The 16,407-nt window shown below is 74.3% G+C and carries 12 protein-coding genes; 5 read left to right on the top strand and 7 right to left on the bottom strand.

Annotated features, from left to right (window positions below):
- Positions 1 to 112 precede the first annotated feature (112 nt).
- The 4 genes from OOK31_RS25845 to OOK31_RS25860 are packed head-to-tail and all read left to right on the top strand — an operon-like array spanning position 113 to position 6,234.
- Positions 113 to 1,498, top strand: coding sequence for an MFS transporter (locus OOK31_RS25845; protein WP_267089741.1), 1,386 nt, complete (start codon positions 113 to 115; stop codon positions 1,496 to 1,498).
- A complete protein-coding gene (locus OOK31_RS25850; RefSeq protein WP_267089742.1) occupies positions 1,488 to 3,596 on the top strand; it encodes a molybdopterin oxidoreductase family protein in 2,109 nt (702 codons plus the stop codon). The genes OOK31_RS25845 and OOK31_RS25850 overlap by 11 nt, the downstream gene beginning before the upstream one ends.
- Positions 3,593 to 5,032, top strand: coding sequence for an FAD-dependent oxidoreductase (locus tag OOK31_RS25855; protein ID WP_267089743.1), 1,440 nt, complete (start codon positions 3,593 to 3,595; stop codon positions 5,030 to 5,032). Before OOK31_RS25850 ends, OOK31_RS25855 begins: the two co-directional genes overlap by 4 nt.
- The gene (locus OOK31_RS25860) at positions 5,029 to 6,234 is read left to right on the top strand and encodes an NAD(P)/FAD-dependent oxidoreductase (protein ID WP_267089744.1); all 1,206 of its coding nucleotides are present in this window, start codon (positions 5,029 to 5,031) and stop codon (positions 6,232 to 6,234) included. The genes OOK31_RS25855 and OOK31_RS25860 overlap by 4 nt, the downstream gene beginning before the upstream one ends.
- A gap of 176 nt (positions 6,235 to 6,410) precedes the next feature.
- Here OOK31_RS25860 and OOK31_RS25865 read toward each other — a convergent pair whose 3' ends face one another.
- Positions 6,411 to 7,646 (bottom strand): MFS transporter, encoded by a 1,236-nt coding sequence (locus tag OOK31_RS25865; RefSeq protein WP_267089745.1) that lies wholly within the window; start codon positions 7,644 to 7,646, stop codon positions 6,411 to 6,413.
- Positions 7,647 to 7,800: 154 nt separating this feature from the next.
- Complete coding sequence (locus tag OOK31_RS25870; RefSeq protein WP_267089746.1) at positions 7,801 to 8,253, bottom strand: carboxymuconolactone decarboxylase family protein; 453 nt, start codon at positions 8,251 to 8,253, stop codon at positions 7,801 to 7,803.
- A 46-nt stretch (positions 8,254 to 8,299) separates the two neighbouring features.
- Here OOK31_RS25870 and OOK31_RS25875 point away from each other — a divergent pair, with 46 nt between their 5' ends.
- Complete coding sequence (locus OOK31_RS25875) at positions 8,300 to 9,787, top strand: PLP-dependent aminotransferase family protein (RefSeq protein ID WP_267089747.1); 1,488 nt, start codon at positions 8,300 to 8,302, stop codon at positions 9,785 to 9,787.
- A gap of 96 nt (positions 9,788 to 9,883) precedes the next feature.
- Here the strand turns inward: OOK31_RS25875 and OOK31_RS25880 are convergent, their stop codons facing one another.
- From OOK31_RS25880 to OOK31_RS25900, 5 genes are all read right to left on the bottom strand, one after another.
- Positions 9,884 to 11,470, bottom strand: coding sequence for an FAD-dependent monooxygenase (locus OOK31_RS25880; RefSeq protein ID WP_267089748.1), 1,587 nt, complete (start codon positions 11,468 to 11,470; stop codon positions 9,884 to 9,886).
- Positions 11,467 to 13,035: a class I adenylate-forming enzyme family protein gene (locus OOK31_RS25885; protein WP_267089749.1), complete on the bottom strand. Its 1,569-nt coding sequence runs from the start codon at positions 13,033 to 13,035 to the stop codon at positions 11,467 to 11,469. Before OOK31_RS25885 ends, OOK31_RS25880 begins: the two co-directional genes overlap by 4 nt.
- Positions 13,036 to 13,069: 34 nt before the next feature.
- Positions 13,070 to 14,950, bottom strand: a complete 1,881-nt coding sequence (locus OOK31_RS25890; protein WP_267089750.1) for an anthranilate synthase family protein — start codon at positions 14,948 to 14,950, stop codon at positions 13,070 to 13,072.
- Positions 14,947 to 15,570 (bottom strand): isochorismatase family protein, encoded by a 624-nt coding sequence (locus OOK31_RS25895; protein ID WP_267089751.1) that lies wholly within the window; start codon positions 15,568 to 15,570, stop codon positions 14,947 to 14,949. Before OOK31_RS25895 ends, OOK31_RS25890 begins: the two co-directional genes overlap by 4 nt.
- Positions 15,571 to 15,631: 61 nt before the next feature.
- Positions 15,632 to 16,402 carry a 2,3-dihydro-2,3-dihydroxybenzoate dehydrogenase gene (locus OOK31_RS25900; protein ID WP_267090015.1) on the bottom strand — a complete coding sequence of 257 codons (771 nt, stop codon included), beginning with the start codon at positions 16,400 to 16,402 and terminating at the stop codon, positions 15,632 to 15,634.
- Positions 16,403 to 16,407 lie beyond the last annotated feature (5 nt).

The raw sequence follows: 16,407 nt of genomic DNA on the forward strand, positions 1-16,407 counted from the left end.
GCGGATCCCGTCCGGTCCGCGCGGCACGCCCGTCCGTACGTCCGGCGCCGCGCGCGTCGCCGGGTACGCCCCCGCAATCCCCTTTCCGTCAGCTGAGGAGACCGAGGAGACCATGAAGACCCGACGACCCGTGTCCGGGCGGTGGATCGAAGGCTGGGACCCGGAGAACGAGGAGTACTGGGAGCGCACCGGCAAGCGGATCGCGCGCCGCAACCTGGTGCTGTCCGTGCTCTCCGAGCACATCGGTTTCTCGGTGTGGAGCATGTGGTCGGTCCTGGTGCTGTTCATGTCGCCGGAGATCGGCCTCGGTTTCACCCCCGGGGAGAAGTTCCTGCTGGTGGTCGTGCCCACCCTGGTGGGCGCGGTGCTGCGGCTGCCCTACAGCTGGGCCGTGACCCGCTTCGGCGGCCGCAACTGGACGGTCTTCGCGTCCGGCGTGCTGCTGGTGCCGGCCGTGCTCGCCCTCGTCTTCGTCCAGCGTCCCGGCACCCCGCTGTGGGTGTTCCTGCTGATCGGTGCCTCGGCCGGGGCGGGCGGCGCCAACTTCGCCTCGTCGATGACCAACATCACCACCTTCTTCCCGCAGAACCGGCAGGGCTGGGCGCTCGGCGTGAACGCGGGCGGCGGCAACCTCGGCGTGGCCGTGGTGCAGCTGCTGGGCCTGCTGGTGATCTCCACCGTCGGGGACACCCACCCCGCGTACGTGGCCGCCGTCTACCTCCCGCTGATCGCCCTGTCCGCGCTGCTCGCCGCCCTGCTGATGGACAACGTCGACGCGGTGCGGGCGGAGCCCGGGGCGCTGCGCGAGGCCGCCGCGAACCGGCACACGTGGTGGATCTCCTTCCTCTACGTCGGCACCTTCGGCTCCTTCATCGGCTACGGCTTCGCCTTCGGCCTGGTGCTGCGCTACGAGTTCGGCTCGACCCCGCTGGAGGCGGCCTCGTACACCTTCATCGGCCCGCTGCTGGGCTCGCTGTCGCGTCCGCTGGGCGGCAAGCTCGCCGACCGGTGGGGCGGCGCCCGGGTGACCCTGTGGGCGTTCGTCGCCCTCGCGGCCGGTACGGGCGGGCTGCTGCTGGCCTCGCGGGCCGGGTCGTTCGGGGCGTTCGTGGCCGCCTTCACGGTCGTGTTCGTGCTCAGCGGCCTGGGCAACGGCTCCACCTACAAGCTGATCCCGGCCGCCGCGGCGGCCGAGGCCGAGGCCACCATCACCTCCGGGGGCGAGGCCGCCCGGGCCTTCGCCCGCGCCCGCCGGATCTCCGGCGCGGCCATCGGCATCGCCGGTGCGGTCGGCGCGCTCGGCGGGGTCGCCATCAACCTGGCCTTCCGCTCCGCGTACGAGGGCGAACACGGCAGCGGGACGGTCGCGTTCGCCTCCTTCCTCGGCTACTACGCCCTGTGCATGGCGGTCACCTGGTTCGTGTACCTGCGCCCCGCGCGGCGTACGGCCAACACCCCCGCGCCCTCCCGCGAGCGGAGGCCGGCCCATGTCCGCTGAACACTCCCCCGCCGCCCGGACCGCCGCCACGCACTGCGCGTACTGCGCGCTCCAGTGCGCGACCGTACTGCGCCACGAGGGCCGCGAGGGCGGGGAGGTCACGGTGCGGCCCGCCGACCCCGTCGACGGCGGGCTGTGCCGCAAGGGCTGGACGGCCCCCGAGGTGCTGCGCGCCCCGGACCGGCTGCGCACCCCGCTGCTGCGCGGCGCCGACGGCGAACTGGCCCCCGCCGACTGGGACACGGCGCTCGACTTCGTCGCGGGCCGGCTGCGGGAGCTGCGCGCCGCGCACGGCGCGGACGCCGTCGGGGTGTTCGGCAGCGGCGGACTGACCAACGAGAAGGCCTACCAGCTGGGGAAGTTCGCCCGTGTGGCACTGGGCACCAGCCGGATCGACTACAACGGGCGCTTCTGCATGTCCTCGGCGGCGGCCGCCGGGAACGCCGCCTTCGGCCTCGACCGGGGGCTGCCCTTCCCCACCGCGGACCTCGGCCACGCCGACGTGATCATGCTGGCGGGCGCCAACCCGGCGGAGACCATGCCCCCGCTGATGCGCCACCTCACCCGCGCCGAGCTGATCGTGATCGACCCGCGCCGCACCCGCACCGCCGAGCTGGCCGCCCTGCACCTCCAGCCGGTGCCCGGCACCGACCTGGCCCTGGCACTGGGCCTGTTCCACCTCGCCGTCACCGAGGGCCACCTGGACAAGCGCTACCTCGACGAGCGCACCACCGGCTTCGACGAGGCCTGGCAGCGTGCCCTGCCCTGGTGGCCGGAGCGGGTCGAGTCGGTGACCGGGGTGCCCGTCGCCGAACAGCGGCAGGCCGTACGGATGCTGGCGGAGGCCGGGCGCCGCTACGTGCTCACCGGGCGCGGCGCCGAGCAGCACAGCAAGGGCACCGACACCGTCGCCGCCTTCGTGAACCTGTCGCTGGCGCTGGGCCTGCCGGGCCGCGAGGGCAGCGGCTACGGCTGCCTGACCGGGCAGGGCAACGGCCAGGGCGGCCGTGAGCACGGCCAGAAGGCCGACCAGCTGCCCGGCTACCGGATGATCACCGATCCGGCGGCCCGCGCGCACGTCGCGGGCGTGTGGGGCGTGGACCCGGACTCGCTGCCGGGTCCCGGGGTCGGCGCCTACCAGCTGCTGGACTCCCTCGGCACGCCCGAAGGCCCCAGGGCGCTGCTGGTGTTCGGCTCCAACCCGGTGGTGTCCGCGCCCCGGGCGGGGCACGTCACCGACCGGCTGAACGCGCTGGACCTGCTCGTCGTCGCCGACTTCGTGCCCTCCGAGACCGCCGCGCTGGCCGACGTGGTGCTGCCCGTCACCCAGTGGGCCGAGGAGGAGGGCACCCTGACCAGCCTGGAGGGTCGGGTGCTGCGCCGCCGGCCGGTCCTCGACCCGCCGCCGGGCGTGCGCACCGACCTGGAGGTGCTGCACGGCCTGGCGGTCCGCCTCGGCCAGCGCCCCGACCGCTTCCCCACCGCGCCGCGCGCCGTCTTCGACGAGCTGCGCCGGGCCTCCGCCGGGGGCCGCGCCGACTACGCGGGGATCAGCTACGAACGGCTCGACACGGGCGAGGAGTTGTACTGGCCCTGCCCGGCCGCCGACGCGGACCCCACTGCCCCGCACCCGGGCACGCCCCGGATGTTCCTGGACCGCTTCGCCCACCCCGACGGGCGGGCCCGGTTCGCCGCCGTGGAGCACCGGGACTCCGCCGAGGCCCCCGACGCGCGGCTGCCGCTGTACGCGACCACGGGCCGGGTGCTGGCCCACTACCAGTCCGGGGCGCAGACCCGCCGGGTGCCCGAACTGGCGGCCGCCGCACCGGAGGCCTTCGTCGAGGTGCATCCGGACACGGCCGCGCGCTGCGGGCTGGCCGAGGGCGCGCTCGCCCGGGTCGTCTCGGCGCACGGGGCCGTGGTGGCCCGGGTCCGGCACGCGCCGGCCCTGCGCACCGACACCGTCTTCGTCCCGTTCCACTTCCCCGGCGCCGGCCGGGCCAACCTGATGACGGGGGCCGCGCTGGACCCGGTGAGCGGGATGCCGGAGTTCAAACTGGCCGCCGTACGTCTCGAAGCGTGGCAGGAGGCCTCGTGAGCGGGATCGACAGCCCGGTGACCGACCGCCCCGTCGTGGTCGTCGGCAACGGGACCGCCGCGCACCGCCTGGTGGAGTCCCTGGTCCGGCTCGGCCACCGGGGTCCGGTGACCGTGCTCGGGGCCGAGCCCGTGGCCGCGTACCACCGGGCCGGGCTGCTGTCCGTGCTCGACGGCACCCTGCCGCCGGGCGCGTTGTCCCTGGCCCCGGCGCCGCCCGGCGTACGGGTGCTCACCTCGGCCCCCGTGACCGGCATCGACCGGGCCCGCCGGCGGGTGCGCACCGCCGACGGGAGCGTCCACCCGTACGGGGTGCTGGTGCTGGCCACCGGCGCCCGGCCGCGCCCGCCCGGCTTCGACGCCCCCGGGGTGCGGACCCTGCGCTCCCTCGCCGACGCCGCGCCACCGCCCGAGGGGCCCGTGGTGGTCGCCGGGGGCGGTCTGCGCGGGGTGGCCGCCGCGGCCGCCCTACGGCGCTGTGGGCACGAGGTGACGCTGGTGCACCCCGGGCCCCGGCTCGCCCACCGCGACCTCGAAGGCCCGGCCGCCGCCGTACTGGCGCACGCCCTGGAGGAGTCCGGGGTGCTGCTCGAGACCGGGCGCCGGGTCGTCGGCCGGGAGGAGGGCAAGGCCCTGCTGGACGACGGCCGGGTGCTGGCGGCGGCGACGCTGCTGGTGTGCGCGGGCGAGGTCCCCGAGACGGGACCGGCGCGCACGGCGGGCCTGCGGGTGCGGCGCGGGATCGTCGTGGACGACCGGCTGCGGACCTCCGACCCGCTGGTCCACGCCATCGGGGACTGCGCCGAAGCGGCCGGGGCGCCGGGGAGTTCCCTGGCCTCCGCGTGGGAGCAGGCGGACGCCCTGGCCGCCCTGCTCACCGGTACGGACACCCCGTACCGGCCCGCCCGGCGGGTGCTGCGGCCTGGCGTAGCGGGCCTGGACCTGACGGTGGTCGGCCCGCGCGGGGCCTTCGGGGCGGAGCCCGTGGAGGGCGAGGAGACCGTCACGCTCTCGGATCCCGCGCGCGGCCGGTACGCCCGGCTGCGGCTGCGCGGCGACCGGATCCACTCCGGGACCGTCGTCGGGTTCCCGCGCGCCGTGGCCGCCGTCGGGCGGCTGTACGCCGGGGACCGGCCGGTGCAGAGCGACCGGCTGGCCCTGCTGCTCGGCTCGGCCGGGGGCTACGCCGCCTCCGGGGAGCTGCCGGAGACGGCCGTGATCTGCCAGTGCAACGGAGTGACCCGCAAGGCCTTGACACAGGCATGGCACCAGGGGGCGCGCGAGCTGCCCGCGCTGGCCGCCGCGACCCGCGCCACGACGGGCTGCGGCACCTGCCTGCCGGCGGTACGCCGACTGTGCGGACAGCTCGCCGAAGCCCCGGACCCGGACCCGGACCCGGAAGTACCGCAACCCATGGAAGGAACGGCAAACGGATGAAACGCACCCTGGTCGTCGTCGGATACGGGATGACGGCGCACCGGCTCATCGAACACCTGCGGGCGGACGACCAGTCCGCCCGTTGGCGTGTGGTGGTCGCCTCCGAGGAACCGCGCCCCGCGTACGACCGCGTGGCGCTCTCGTCGTACCTGGCCGGCCGGACCGCCGAGGAACTGACCCTCGCGGGGCCCGAGTTGCTGGACGATCCCCGGATCGACCTGCGGCTGTCCTCGCCGGTGGTCTCCCTCGACCGCGGGGCCCGCACGGTGGGCTTCGCCGACGGCTCCGCCGTCCGCTACGACGCGCTCGTCCTGGCCACCGGTTCGCGGCCGTTCGTGCCGCCGGTGCCCGGACACGAGCTGCCGGGCGCCTTCACCTACCGCACCATCGCCGATCTCGACGCCCTGCGGGAGGCCTCCGTACCGGGGGCCGCGGGGGTGGTGATCGGCGGCGGGCTGCTCGGCCTGGAGGCCGCGCAGGCACTGCGCTCGCTGGGTATGACCCCTCATGTGGTGGAGCTCTCCCCGCACTTGATGCCCCTCCAGATCGACGAGGGCGGCGGCGCGGTGCTGGCGCGCCTCGTCGGCGGCCTCGGCATGCGCGTGCACTGCGGGGTGAGCGTCGCCTCCGTGGACGCGGGCCCGGACGGCCGGGTGTGCGGGGTGGCCCTGTCCGACGGGAGCTTCCTGGAGGCCCGCAGCGTGGTGTTCTCGGCGGGGGTGCGCCCGCGCGACGAACTGGCCGGCCCGGCCGGGCTCGAACGCGGCGAGCGGGGCGGGTTCCTGGTGGACGCGTACTGCCGTACCGGGGACGAGCGGATCTGGGCGATCGGTGAGTGCGCGGCCGTCGAGGGCCGCTGCCACGGCCTGGTGGCCCCCGGGTACCTGATGGCCGAGAGCGTGGCCCGTCAGCTCCTCGCCGACCGCCCGGCCGCGCCGTTCCCGGGCGCGGACGCCTCGGCGAAGCTGAAGGTGTTCGGGGTGGAGGTGGCCGGCTTCGGCGACGTCCACGCCCGGACGGAGGGCGCGCTGTCCTTCGTACGGGAGGACCTGGCGGCCGCCACGTACGCGAAGCTGGTCCTCTCCTCCGACGGCCGCACCCTGCTGGGCGGGGTCCTGGCCGGCGACGCCCACGCGTACGGGGAACTGCGCGCGATGCTGGGCCACGAACTGACCGGCCCGCCGGAACTCCTGCTGGCCTGACCGCTCTCCTCTCCCCCTCCGCCCCGGCCCGTACCACGGACCGGGGCGGAGCCGTTCCGGGGCGGGTCTCGGCCCACGGCCCTGAACGACGAAAAGGCCGGACGCGGCTCCGGTTTCGGAGCCGCGTCCGGCTGTCCACCCCGCCCGCGGGGGACGGTGATGTACGGGGCGGACGATCAGTGGGCCGTCACGGTGGCGGGCTCGGCGGCCTGCTCGGTGGCGGCGGGGGCGCTGCTGCGGCGGCCGACCACCAGCAGCGTCACCAGGGCCAGTCCGGCGCCGATGTACAGGACGCTGACGGTGGCCAGGTTGTCGACCGCGAAGCCGCCGAAGAGGGCGCCGAGGGCGATCGACAGGTTGAAGGTGGAGACGTAGAGGGAGGAGGCGGCCTCGGTCGCGTCGGGGGCGGCGTCGAGGATCCAGGTCTGGAAGGTGACCGGGACGGCTCCGTAGCCCAGGCCCCACAGGACCAGGATGACCGCGGCCGTCAGGGTGGTGTTGCCCACGAAGGCGAGCAGCAGCATCGCCGCGGTGAGGACCACCGCGATGCCGACGACGGTCTGCCGCAGCCGCTTGGCGATCAGGGCGCCGGCGATGAAGTTGCCGGTGATGCCGGCGACTCCGAAGACCAGCAGGAGGACACCGATCATGCTGTCGCTGACGCCGTCGTCCTGGAGCAGCGGGCGGACGAAGGTGTAGGCGAGGAAGTGGCCGGTGATGACGAGGAAGGTGATGGCGATGCCGATGCGGACGCCGGCGTTGCTCTTCCACACCTTGGGGAGGTCACCGAAGGTGATGGTGCGCTCGGCGGGGACCTTGGGCATCAGGAACAGCATGGCCGCGAGGGCCACCAGGCCGAGTCCGCCGACCGCGGCGAAGGCGGTGCGCCAGCCGGAGAGGTCGCCGAGGAAGGTGCCGGTGGGCACGCCGAGGACGGAGGCGGTCTCGACGCCGCCGAAGATGACGGCGGTGGCGCGGGCCACGTGCCGCTCGGGGACCAGGCGCAGGGCGATGCCGCCCGCGATGGACCAGAAGCCGCCGACGCTGATGCCGATCAGGAAACGGGCGACGAGGACGACCGCGAAGCTGGTGGCGAAGGCCGAGGCCAGGTTGGCGAGGCCCACGATGGCGATCAGGATGACCAGCACGAGGCGGCGGTCGAACTTCCCGGTGGCGACGGTGACCAGCGGGGCGGAGATCGCGGCGACCAGCCCGGGGACGGTGACCATGAGGGCCGCGGTGCCCTCGGAGACGTCAAGGGCGGAGCCGACCGGGGTCAGCAGGCCCACGGGGAGCAGCTCGGAGGTCATCAGGGAGAAGATGCCGAGGGTCACGGCCAGGACGGCGAGCCAGCCGCGGACGGCGGAGGGCTCCTTCTGGGGGGTGCCCGGTACGGAGGAGAGGGTAGCCACGGTGTCATTCCTTTGTCGGCGGTCCCCCTCTGGTGCCGGGAGACGGTTTTCGGGGGTGTGCGGGCATGCTGGGGGCGGTGGCCCGGCCTGGCAGGCGGAGGCCACCGCCCTGGTTCGTCGCTATGGGGTCTGGGACGGTCGTCGACCGGGCGGCCTATTCGGTGCCGGGGGTCTTGCGGGTCGCGACGTTCATCCGGTTCCAGGCGTTCGTGGTGAAGATGAGCGCGATCAGGTGCGCCAGCTCCTCCTCGCCGAAGTGCTGGGCGGCCTCGTCGTAGACGGCGTCGGTGACGCCGCCGGGCAGGAGGGTGACCTCCTCGGTGAGGGCGAGGGCGGCGCGCTCCTTGACCGTGTACAGGCTCGACTCCTGCCAGGCGGAGAGCTGGTAGATGCGCTCCTCAGACTCGCCGCCCTTGCGGGCGTCGCCGGTGTGGTAATCGATGCAGTAGGCACAGCGGTTGATCTGCGAGGCGCGGATCTGGACGAGCTCCAGGAGGACCGGGTCCAGACCCTGGCGGGCGGCCCCGTCGAGGGCGAGGACGGCCTTGAAGATCTTGGGGGCGACGGCGGAGAAGTTCATGCGCTCAGGAACCTGAAAAGTGGTCATGTGAAGAATCTAAGGGCGCAATCGGCCCCGAGTAGGGTGCATTCCCATGCAGAGATCATGGGTCAATCCGCCCTCCGGGACCCCTTCCCCGACCACCCCCGCACAGTCCGCCGGCACCGGCAGTGACCTGCACCTGGAGCTCAGCGGCGAAGGCAGTCTGCGCAACCAGCTGATGCACGCGTTACGCGAGTCCATCCACTCGGGCCGGCTCGCGCCCGGCACCCGGCTGCCGCCCTACCGGGCGCTCGCCGTCGACCTCGGGATCGCCCGCAACACCGTCGCCGACGCCTACGCGGAGCTCGTCGAGGAGGGCTGGCTGTCGGCCCGCCAGGGCTCCGGGACCCGGGTCGCCAAGCGGGCGGCCCCGCTCCAGGCGGACCAGGCGCGCGGCCCGGCCCGGCCCACGCACCGGCGTACCGTCCACGACCTGATGCCCAGCTCGCCGGACGCCTCCGCCTTCCCCCGTACGGCCTGGATCGGCGCCGCCCGGCGGGCCCTGGCCGCCGCCCCGCACGACGCGTTCGGGGTCGGTGACCCGCGCGGGCGCATCGAGCTGCGCCGCACGCTGACGGAGTACCTGGCGCGGGTGCGGGGGGTGCGCACGGCGCCCGACCGGATCGTCGTCTGCTCCGGTTTCGCGCACGGGCTGGGGCTGCTGGGGAAGGTCCTGACGGGGCCGGTCGCCGTCGAGTCGTACGGGCTGGCCTTCCACCGGGAGGTGCTGGAGGAGGCCGGGCTGGAGACGGTGCCGCTGACCGTGGACAGCACCGGCGCGCGCGTCGAGGAGCTGGCGGGCACGGGCGCCAGGGCCGTACTGCTCACCCCGGCGCACCAGTTCCCCACCGGGGGGCCGCTGCACCCCGAGCGGCGGGCCGCGGTGGTGGACTGGGCGCGGGCGACCGGTGGAGTGGTGGTCGAGGACGACTACGACGGCGAGTTCCGCTACGACCGCCAGCCGGTCGGCGCCGTCCAAGGCCTGGACCCGGACCGGATCGTGTACATCGGCTCCGCCAGCAAGAGCCTGTCGCCCGCGCTGCGGCTGGGCTGGATGGTGCTGCCGGGCTGGCTCGTGGACGAGGTGCTCGCGGTCAAGGGGCCGCGCGAGATGTGGTCGGGGGTCACGGACCAGCTGACCCTGGCCGAGTTCATCTCCTCGGGCGGCTACGACCGCCACCTGCGCCGGATGCGCCAGATCTACCGGCGCCGGCGGGACCAGCTGGCGGCGCGGCTCGCGGCCGAGGCCCCGCACATCAAGGTCAGCGGGGTCGCGGCCGGGCTGCACGCGGTGCTGGAGCTGCCGCCGGACACCGAGGAGGCGGCCCTGCGCGCGGCCCGCCGGCAGGGCCTCGCCCTGGACGGCCTGCGGCCCTACCGGCACCCGGACAGCTCCATGACCCCGCGGGACGGGCTCGTCCTCGGCTACGGCACCCCGCCCGACCACGCGTTCGCGGCGGCCCTGGACGCGCTGTGCCTGGCCCTGCCGGACCCGCCGCAGGAGCCGGACGAGTCGGTGCCGGTGCGCAGGCGGGGCTGAGCGGGGCCGGGACGCCCGGAAACACGAGAGCGCCGCCGCCCGGTCGGGAAACCGGGTGGCGGCGCTCTGAGGGTTGTTGCGGGGACGGCCGGGCGGTCAGGCCTTGGCCAGGGACCGGCCCAGTTCGGTCTCCAGCCGGTCCAGGTCGTCCGCGTGCCCGTGGGCCGCGATGTGGCCGTCGGGGCGGACCAGGTAGTAGCCGGGGTGCGCGCACAGGGCCCCGGCCCCGGGCAGCGCCGGGGTGGCCCGCAGGATCCGCAGCCCCGGCCAGGGGCTGACGGCGGCCTCGGCGGCGGCCGCCCAGCCGGTGTCGCGGGCGGGCGGGCGCAGCAGCAGGGTCCAGCCGGCGGGCTCGGTCCCGGGGCCGGCCAGGCCCAGGGCGAGGGCCGCGGGGCGGGGGAACACCGACCCGGCGCGGAGCCCGCCCGGCAGGCGGTCCCGTACCCGGCAGGTCCCGGCGGCGGGCTGCTGGGTCTCGCGCCGCGGGGTGTAGGCGAGCCTGCGTCCCGCCATCACGGGCGCGTAGAGCCGGGCGGCGGCGCCGGTGCGGTCCAGCAGCCGCATCGCGGTGTCGCGCAGGGCGACGCGGCGGCGGCTGCGGGCGGTCAGGGCCCGGGTGTGCAGGTCGGTGTCGCGGACGATCCGCCCGGTGGCCTCGACGCGTTCCTCGCCGTAGCTCTCCAGCAGTTCGGCGGGGGCTTCCCCGGCGAGGACGGCCGCGAGCTTCCAGGCGAGGTTGTGCGCGTCCTGGAGGCCGTTGTTCATGCCCTGCCCGCCGGCCGGGCTGTGGACGTGCGCGGAGTCCCCGGCGAGGAAGACCCGGCCGCGCTGGAATTCGCTCGCCCGCCGGGCGTGCACCCGGAAGACGGTCTCCCAGACCGGTTCGGTGATCCGTACGCCGTGGGGTCCCCGGGTGTCGATGAGGGCCTGCATGTCGGCGCGGGTCAGGCGGGTGCCCTCGGGCATGACGGACAGGAAGCGGAAGACCCCGTCGGGCTGGGGGACGACGACCAGGGTGCCGGAGGTGCTCTGGTAGTAGGAGATCTCGTCGGGCGGCAGGTACCCGTCGATGCGGGTGTCGAGCAGCGCGAAGGCCATCTCGTAGGTGGATCCCTCGAAGCCGATGCCCAGTTGCCGCCGGACGTCGCTGCCCGCGCCGTCGGCGCCGATCACGAAGGGGGCGGCGAAGCGTTCGACGAGGCCGTCACCGTGTTCCAGGACGGCGGTGACGGTGGCGCCGGGCACGATCCGCCCCGAGTAGTCGACCTCGTCCAGGCAGAGCAGCCGGACGCCGCGCTCGATCTTCCCGCCGAGGGAGTGCAGCCGCTCGGTGAGGATGCGCTCGGTCTCGGGCTGCGGGAGCTGGCGGGCGGCCAGCTCGTCGGTGAAGGTGAGGGAGGCAACGGGCTTGCGGTCGGAGAAGTACCGGAAGGCCCGGACGGGTACGGAGGCTTCCTCGACGGCCTCGCCGACGCCGAGGTCCGTGAGGATGTCGCGGACGCGGGGCCACAGGGACAGCGCCTTGGGGACGGTGGCGGCCTCGGCGGCCCGGTCGACGATCCGGACCCGGACCCCGCGCCGCAGCAGTTCGCAGGCGGCGAGGAGTCCGGTGGGGCCGGCTCCGACGATCAGTACGTCCACGTCGGAGCCGGCGGTGCCGGCGGCGGCGGTGCGCTCCGTCACCGGGCTGCCTGTCGCCGCAGGCGCGCGCTCAGTTCGAGGCGCTGCACCTTCATGGTGGCCGTGCGGGGCAGCTCGGAGAGCTTCATCTGCACGGGCTCGGCCAGCTGCGGCCACTCGGCGGCGGCGGTGCGCCAGCGCTCGCGGTCCAGCGGCAGGTCGTCGCGGGTGCACAGGACGGGGACGCCGGCCTCGCCCGGTCCGGGGACGACGACGAGTTCGGTCAGCTCGTCGAGCCGGCCGAGCACCGTGTCCTCGATCTCCAGGGTCGAGGAGATGCCGGGGATGGAGTCGACCTCGCGGTCCAGGAGGTGCAGGCAGCCCTCCTCGGTGCGGTACCCGAGGTCCATGCCGCGCCACCAGCCGCCGTGCACCTGGGTGTCGTAGCGCTCGCGCTCGCCGAAGTAGCCGAGCGCCCGGCCGGCGGCCTGGACGTCGATGTAGCCGGGGTTCTCCCGGGTGACGGGCTGTCCGTTGCGGCTGACGAGACGGAACTTGGTGTCGGAGGGGAAGGCGTAGCCCTGGCAGCGGCCGTCGGCGCCGTGGGCGGTGGCGCGGGTGAAGCCGCGGCCGACGAGCGGGCCCGTCTCGCTCTGTCCGTAGATCTGGTAGAAGAGCGGCGAGCTGCGGTCGGTGGCGTGCAGCAGCTTGTGCATGGTGCTGGGGTGGATGGCGTCGAAGGTGGTGCTGAAGTACTTGACGTTGGCGAGGGGCCGCAGCGGGTGGTCGGCGAGGACCTCCCACTCCATGAAGGAGTTGGGGTGCGACTCGATGAAGCCGGGGCGGGTCTCGGCCCACAGCTTCGCGGCGTGCTCGGGCTCGGCGTCGTTCATGATGACCATCGGGTTGCCGCGGGGCAGCAGGACGGCGAGGGCCAGCGGCATCCGGGAGTGGACGTAGCTGACGTGCAGGGCGACCGTCTCGTGCTCGCGGATCATGTCGAAGAGCTTGGCCTGGGGGCGGTAACGGCCGTGCAGGGTCCGGGCGGAGTGGACGACGAGCTTGGGCAGGCCGGTGGTCCCGGAGGTGTGGGTCATCAGCGCGGGCAGGTCCAGGTGCGGGACGACCGCGTCCTGGCGCGGGGAGCCGGCCAGGTCGGCGAGGGAGACCGTGCCGGGGCGGGAGCCCGCCACGATGATCACCTGGCTGGTGATCTCGGCGAGGGGGGCGTCGGCGAAGGAGCCGTCGAGCTTGTCGGTGTCGGTGACCAGGAAGGGCGCTCCGAGGCGGCGCAGCAGCGCGAGCACGCTGTCGGCGTCGAGGTACGGGGAGAGCTGGACGGGGACGGCGCCGAGGCGGGCGACGGCGGACGACAGGATGTTGATGTCGAAGCCGTTGGACTTGTGGAGGGCGACGTGCTCGCCGCGCCGGACGCCCGCGGCGTACAGGCGGGCGGCGGTGTCGTCGATGTACTCGGCGAGGTCGGCGAAGGTCATGCGGCGGCCGGCCCCGGGGAAGAGGTCCAGGTCGTGGTCGAGGATGATCAGCTTGTCGCCGTGGTCCTGGGCGGCGCGCTCGGCGACGAGACCCATGTAGAGGCCCTTGTCACTGCCGTTGACGGGAAGCATTGCGGAGCTCCTTCGCGGTGCGGGGAAGTGGTGGTCAGACGAGGTCGTTCAGCAGGGACTCGACGATGCGGACGCCGTCCCGGGTGAGGACCGACTCGGGATGGAACTGCATGGAGGCGAAGTGGGGTCCGCGCAGGGCGTGGACCTCGTCGGTGTCGGGGTCGCGGCTGACCTCGACGATTCCGACGCCCTCGCACTCGGCCTTGTCCTCGGCGGCGCGGGCGGCGAACGTGTTGTAGAAGCCGACGTGTTCGGTGGATCCGAAGAGGGTGATCTGCCGCTGGACGCCCTGGTTGGGGGTGTCCCGGCGGGCCAGTTCCAGGCCCAGTTCGCGGGAGAGCACCTGGTGGCTGAGGCAGACGGCGAGGAAGGGCCTGCGTTCGGCGAGGAGCCGGCGGACGTCGGCGGTGAGCCGGGCGATCTTCGGGTGGTTCGTGTCGCGGGGGTCGCCGGGGCCGGGGCCCATGACGACCAGGTCGTGGGCGTCGAGGGAGTACGGCTCGTCGAAGCGGCTCACCGTCACCTCCAGCCCCATGGAGCGCAGCTGGTGGGCGATCATCGAGGTGAAGGTGTCCTCGGCGTCGATGACGAGGACCGAGCGGCCGGCCAGCGAGGGCCGCGGCAGGGCCCGTTCCGCGGCGCCCGCCAGCCAGTACCCGGCGATGGAGTCGTTGCGCCGGGCCAGGGCGGCCCGTACGTCGGGGTGGGCGGAGAAGCCGGTGGGACGGTCGGACTCCAGGGCGGCGAGCAGCCCGGCGGCCTTGGCCTTGGTCTCGGCGACCTCGGACTCGGGGTCGGAGTGGCGCACCAGGGTGGCGCCGACGCCGATCCTGACCTGTCCGGCGGGGTCGATGTCGGCGGTGCGGATCAGGATCACGGAGTCCATCTCGCGCTCGCCCCGCTCGTCGCGTCCGATGAGGGCGGCGACCCCGCTGTAGTAGCCGCGGCCCTGGGGCTCGTAGCGGCTGATGACGCGGCAGGCGCTCTCCAGGGGGCTGCCGGTGACGGTGGGGGCGAAGAGGGTCTCGCGCAGGATCTCGCGGGGGTCGCGGGTGGTGCGGCCCTCGATCAGGTACTCGGTGTGCGCGAGGCGGGCCATCTCCTTGAGGTAGGGGCCGACGACCCGGCCGCCGCCCTCGCAGATCCGGGCCATCATCTTGAGTTCCTCGTCGACGACCATGTACAGCTCGTCGGTCTCCTTGCGGTCCGCGAGGAAGTCCATGACCTGCGGCAGCGTGGGGCCGGTGGCCGGGTAGCGGTAGGTGCCGCTGATGGGGTTCATGACGGCGGTGCCGCCTTGCACGCTGATGTGGCGTTCGGGGGTGGCGCCGACGAAGGTGCGGCCGCCGGTGTGCGCGACGAAGGTCCAGTAGCCGCCGGACTCCTGCTCCATCAGGCGCCGGAAGAGGGTGAGGGCGCTGTGCGGGGTGTAGCCCTCGATCTCGGTGGTGAAGGAGCGCTTGATGACGAAGTTGGCGCCTTCGCCGGTGCCGATCTCGTCGGCGATGACGCGGCGCACGATGTCCGCGTACGCGGCGTCGTCGATGTCGAAGGCGCCGCCGGAGAGCGTGATGGGCCGGTCCTCGATGCGGGCGAGGGCCTCGGCGAGCGGGACGCGTTCCTGGCCGGTGACGGTCAGGGCGAGCAGCGGGGAGCCGTCGTCGGGGGCTTCGAAGCCGCGTTCGTGGATCTGCCGGAAGGGTACGAGGACCAGGGCCTCGTGCCGTCCGGGGACGCCCGGGGCCGGGGCGAGGGGTACGGCGTCCAGGGTGGCGGGCGTGGACACCTCGCCGACGAGCACCTCCAGGACGCCCGGTCCGGTGGCGGCGGGCCGGTGCAGCAGGGCGAAGGGGGGCGGTTCGGGGGACAGGACCAGGGACAGCAGGTCCCCGCCGGCGGGCCGGGCGGCGGTCATACGAGGACCTCCTTCGCGGTGGTGACCACGGCGCAGCGCTGGGCGGCGTAGGAGAGGGTGCGGCGGTGGTCCTCCTCGGAGAAGTCGGCGAGGGCGTCGGCGACGAGGAAGGTCTCGATGTCGTGGCTGAAGGATTCGACGGCGGTGGCCAGCACCCCGACGTGGGCGTACACCCCGCACACGACGAGCTGGTCGCGGCCGGAGTCGCGCATGCGGGCCAGCAGGTCGGTGTGGTGGAAGGCGCTGTAGCGCCACTTGGTGAGCACCCAGTCCTCGGGTCGGGGGGCGAGGGGTTCGACGATCTCGCGGTCGGCGCGCGAGGTGCGCATCCCCGGGCCCCAGAAGTCCCGGAGCAGGCCGCGCTGCCGGTCGGTCATCCCGCCCGGCTGGGCGGTGTAGGCGACCGGCACGCCGAGGTCGGCGCAGCGCTCGCGCAGCAGCGCGGCGTTGCGGACGAGTTCGGAGCGCAGGGGCTCGGGCAGGGGGGCCAGGAAGTAGCGCTGCATGTCGTGGACCAGCAACACGGCGCGGGCCGGGTCCACGGACCAGGCGGCGGTGTTGAGGGGCAGGTCCCCCGATGTCGGCATCGGGTAGGCCTCGATGGTCGGGATGCCGGCCATGGCGTCCTCTCGTTGCTTCGTTGCGCGGAAGGGATGGGTGGGGGGCGGATCCGGTCGGCGGTCAGACGCCGAGGGTGGCTCCGCCGTCGACGGTCAGGGTGTGCAGGGTGATGTGGGAGGCCTCGTCGGAGAGCAGGAAGACGACGGCGTCGGCGATGTGCCAGGGCTGGGCGAGCCGGCCGAGCGGGATGCCGACGCGGTACGACTCCCCGTGGCCCTCGATGGAGGCGCGGGGGCCGGACTCGTCGTGCCACATGGAGCGCAGCATCGGCGTGTCGGTGGAGCCGGGGGCGACCACGTTGCAGCGGATTCCGTGGCGGGCGACCTCCAGGCCGAGGCTCTTGGTGAACATGGTGGCGGCGGCCTTGGACGCGGCGTAGGCGGACATGTCGGTACGGGGGGTGCCGGCCGCGTTGGAGGCGACGGTGACGAGGGAGCCCTTGGCGCGTTCGGCCATCCGGTTGACGACGGCGCGCGAGACGTGGAAGACACCGGTCGCGTTGACGGCGAAGGTGGCGTTCCAGTCCTCGTCGGTGAACTCGCGGGCCTGGCCCAGGCGCAGGATGCCGGCGGCGTTCACGAGGTGGCCGATGGGGCCGAGTTCGCGTTCGACGGCCTCGACGGTGCGCTCGACGTCGGCGCTGTCGGTGACGTCGGTGGGGTAGGCGGTGGCCTTGACGCCTTGGGAGGTGAGTTCGGCGACGGCCCGGTGCAGCTGCTCCGGGTCGCGGTCGACGGCGGCGACGAGGACCCCGCGCCGTCCGAGTGCCTGGGCCACCGCGCCGCCGATCCCGCCGGCCGCGCCGGTGACCAGGGCGATGGTGCCGTCCATACCGT

Source organism: Streptomyces sp. NBC_00249 (genome assembly GCF_026342355.1).
Classification (GTDB): Bacteria; Actinomycetota; Actinomycetes; order Streptomycetales; family Streptomycetaceae; genus Streptomyces.

Coding starts and splice junctions, on each gene's coding strand:
- OOK31_RS25860 (WP_267089744.1), top strand. CDS start 5,029: ATGAAACGCACCCTGGTCGTCGTCGGATACGGGATGACGGCGCACCGG.
- OOK31_RS25900 (WP_267090015.1), bottom strand. CDS start 16,402: ATGGACGGCACCATCGCCCTGGTCACCGGCGCGGCCGGCGGGATCGGC.
- OOK31_RS25895 (WP_267089751.1), bottom strand. CDS start 15,570: ATGGCCGGCATCCCGACCATCGAGGCCTACCCGATGCCGACATCGGGG.
- OOK31_RS25845 (WP_267089741.1), top strand. CDS start 113: ATGAAGACCCGACGACCCGTGTCCGGGCGGTGGATCGAAGGCTGGGAC.
- OOK31_RS25875 (WP_267089747.1), top strand. CDS start 8,300: ATGCAGAGATCATGGGTCAATCCGCCCTCCGGGACCCCTTCCCCGACC.
- OOK31_RS25885 (WP_267089749.1), bottom strand. CDS start 13,035: ATGCTTCCCGTCAACGGCAGTGACAAGGGCCTCTACATGGGTCTCGTC.
- OOK31_RS25890 (WP_267089750.1), bottom strand. CDS start 14,950: ATGACCGCCGCCCGGCCCGCCGGCGGGGACCTGCTGTCCCTGGTCCTG.
- OOK31_RS25850 (WP_267089742.1), top strand. CDS start 1,488: ATGTCCGCTGAACACTCCCCCGCCGCCCGGACCGCCGCCACGCACTGC.
- OOK31_RS25870 (WP_267089746.1), bottom strand. CDS start 8,253: ATGACCACTTTTCAGGTTCCTGAGCGCATGAACTTCTCCGCCGTCGCC.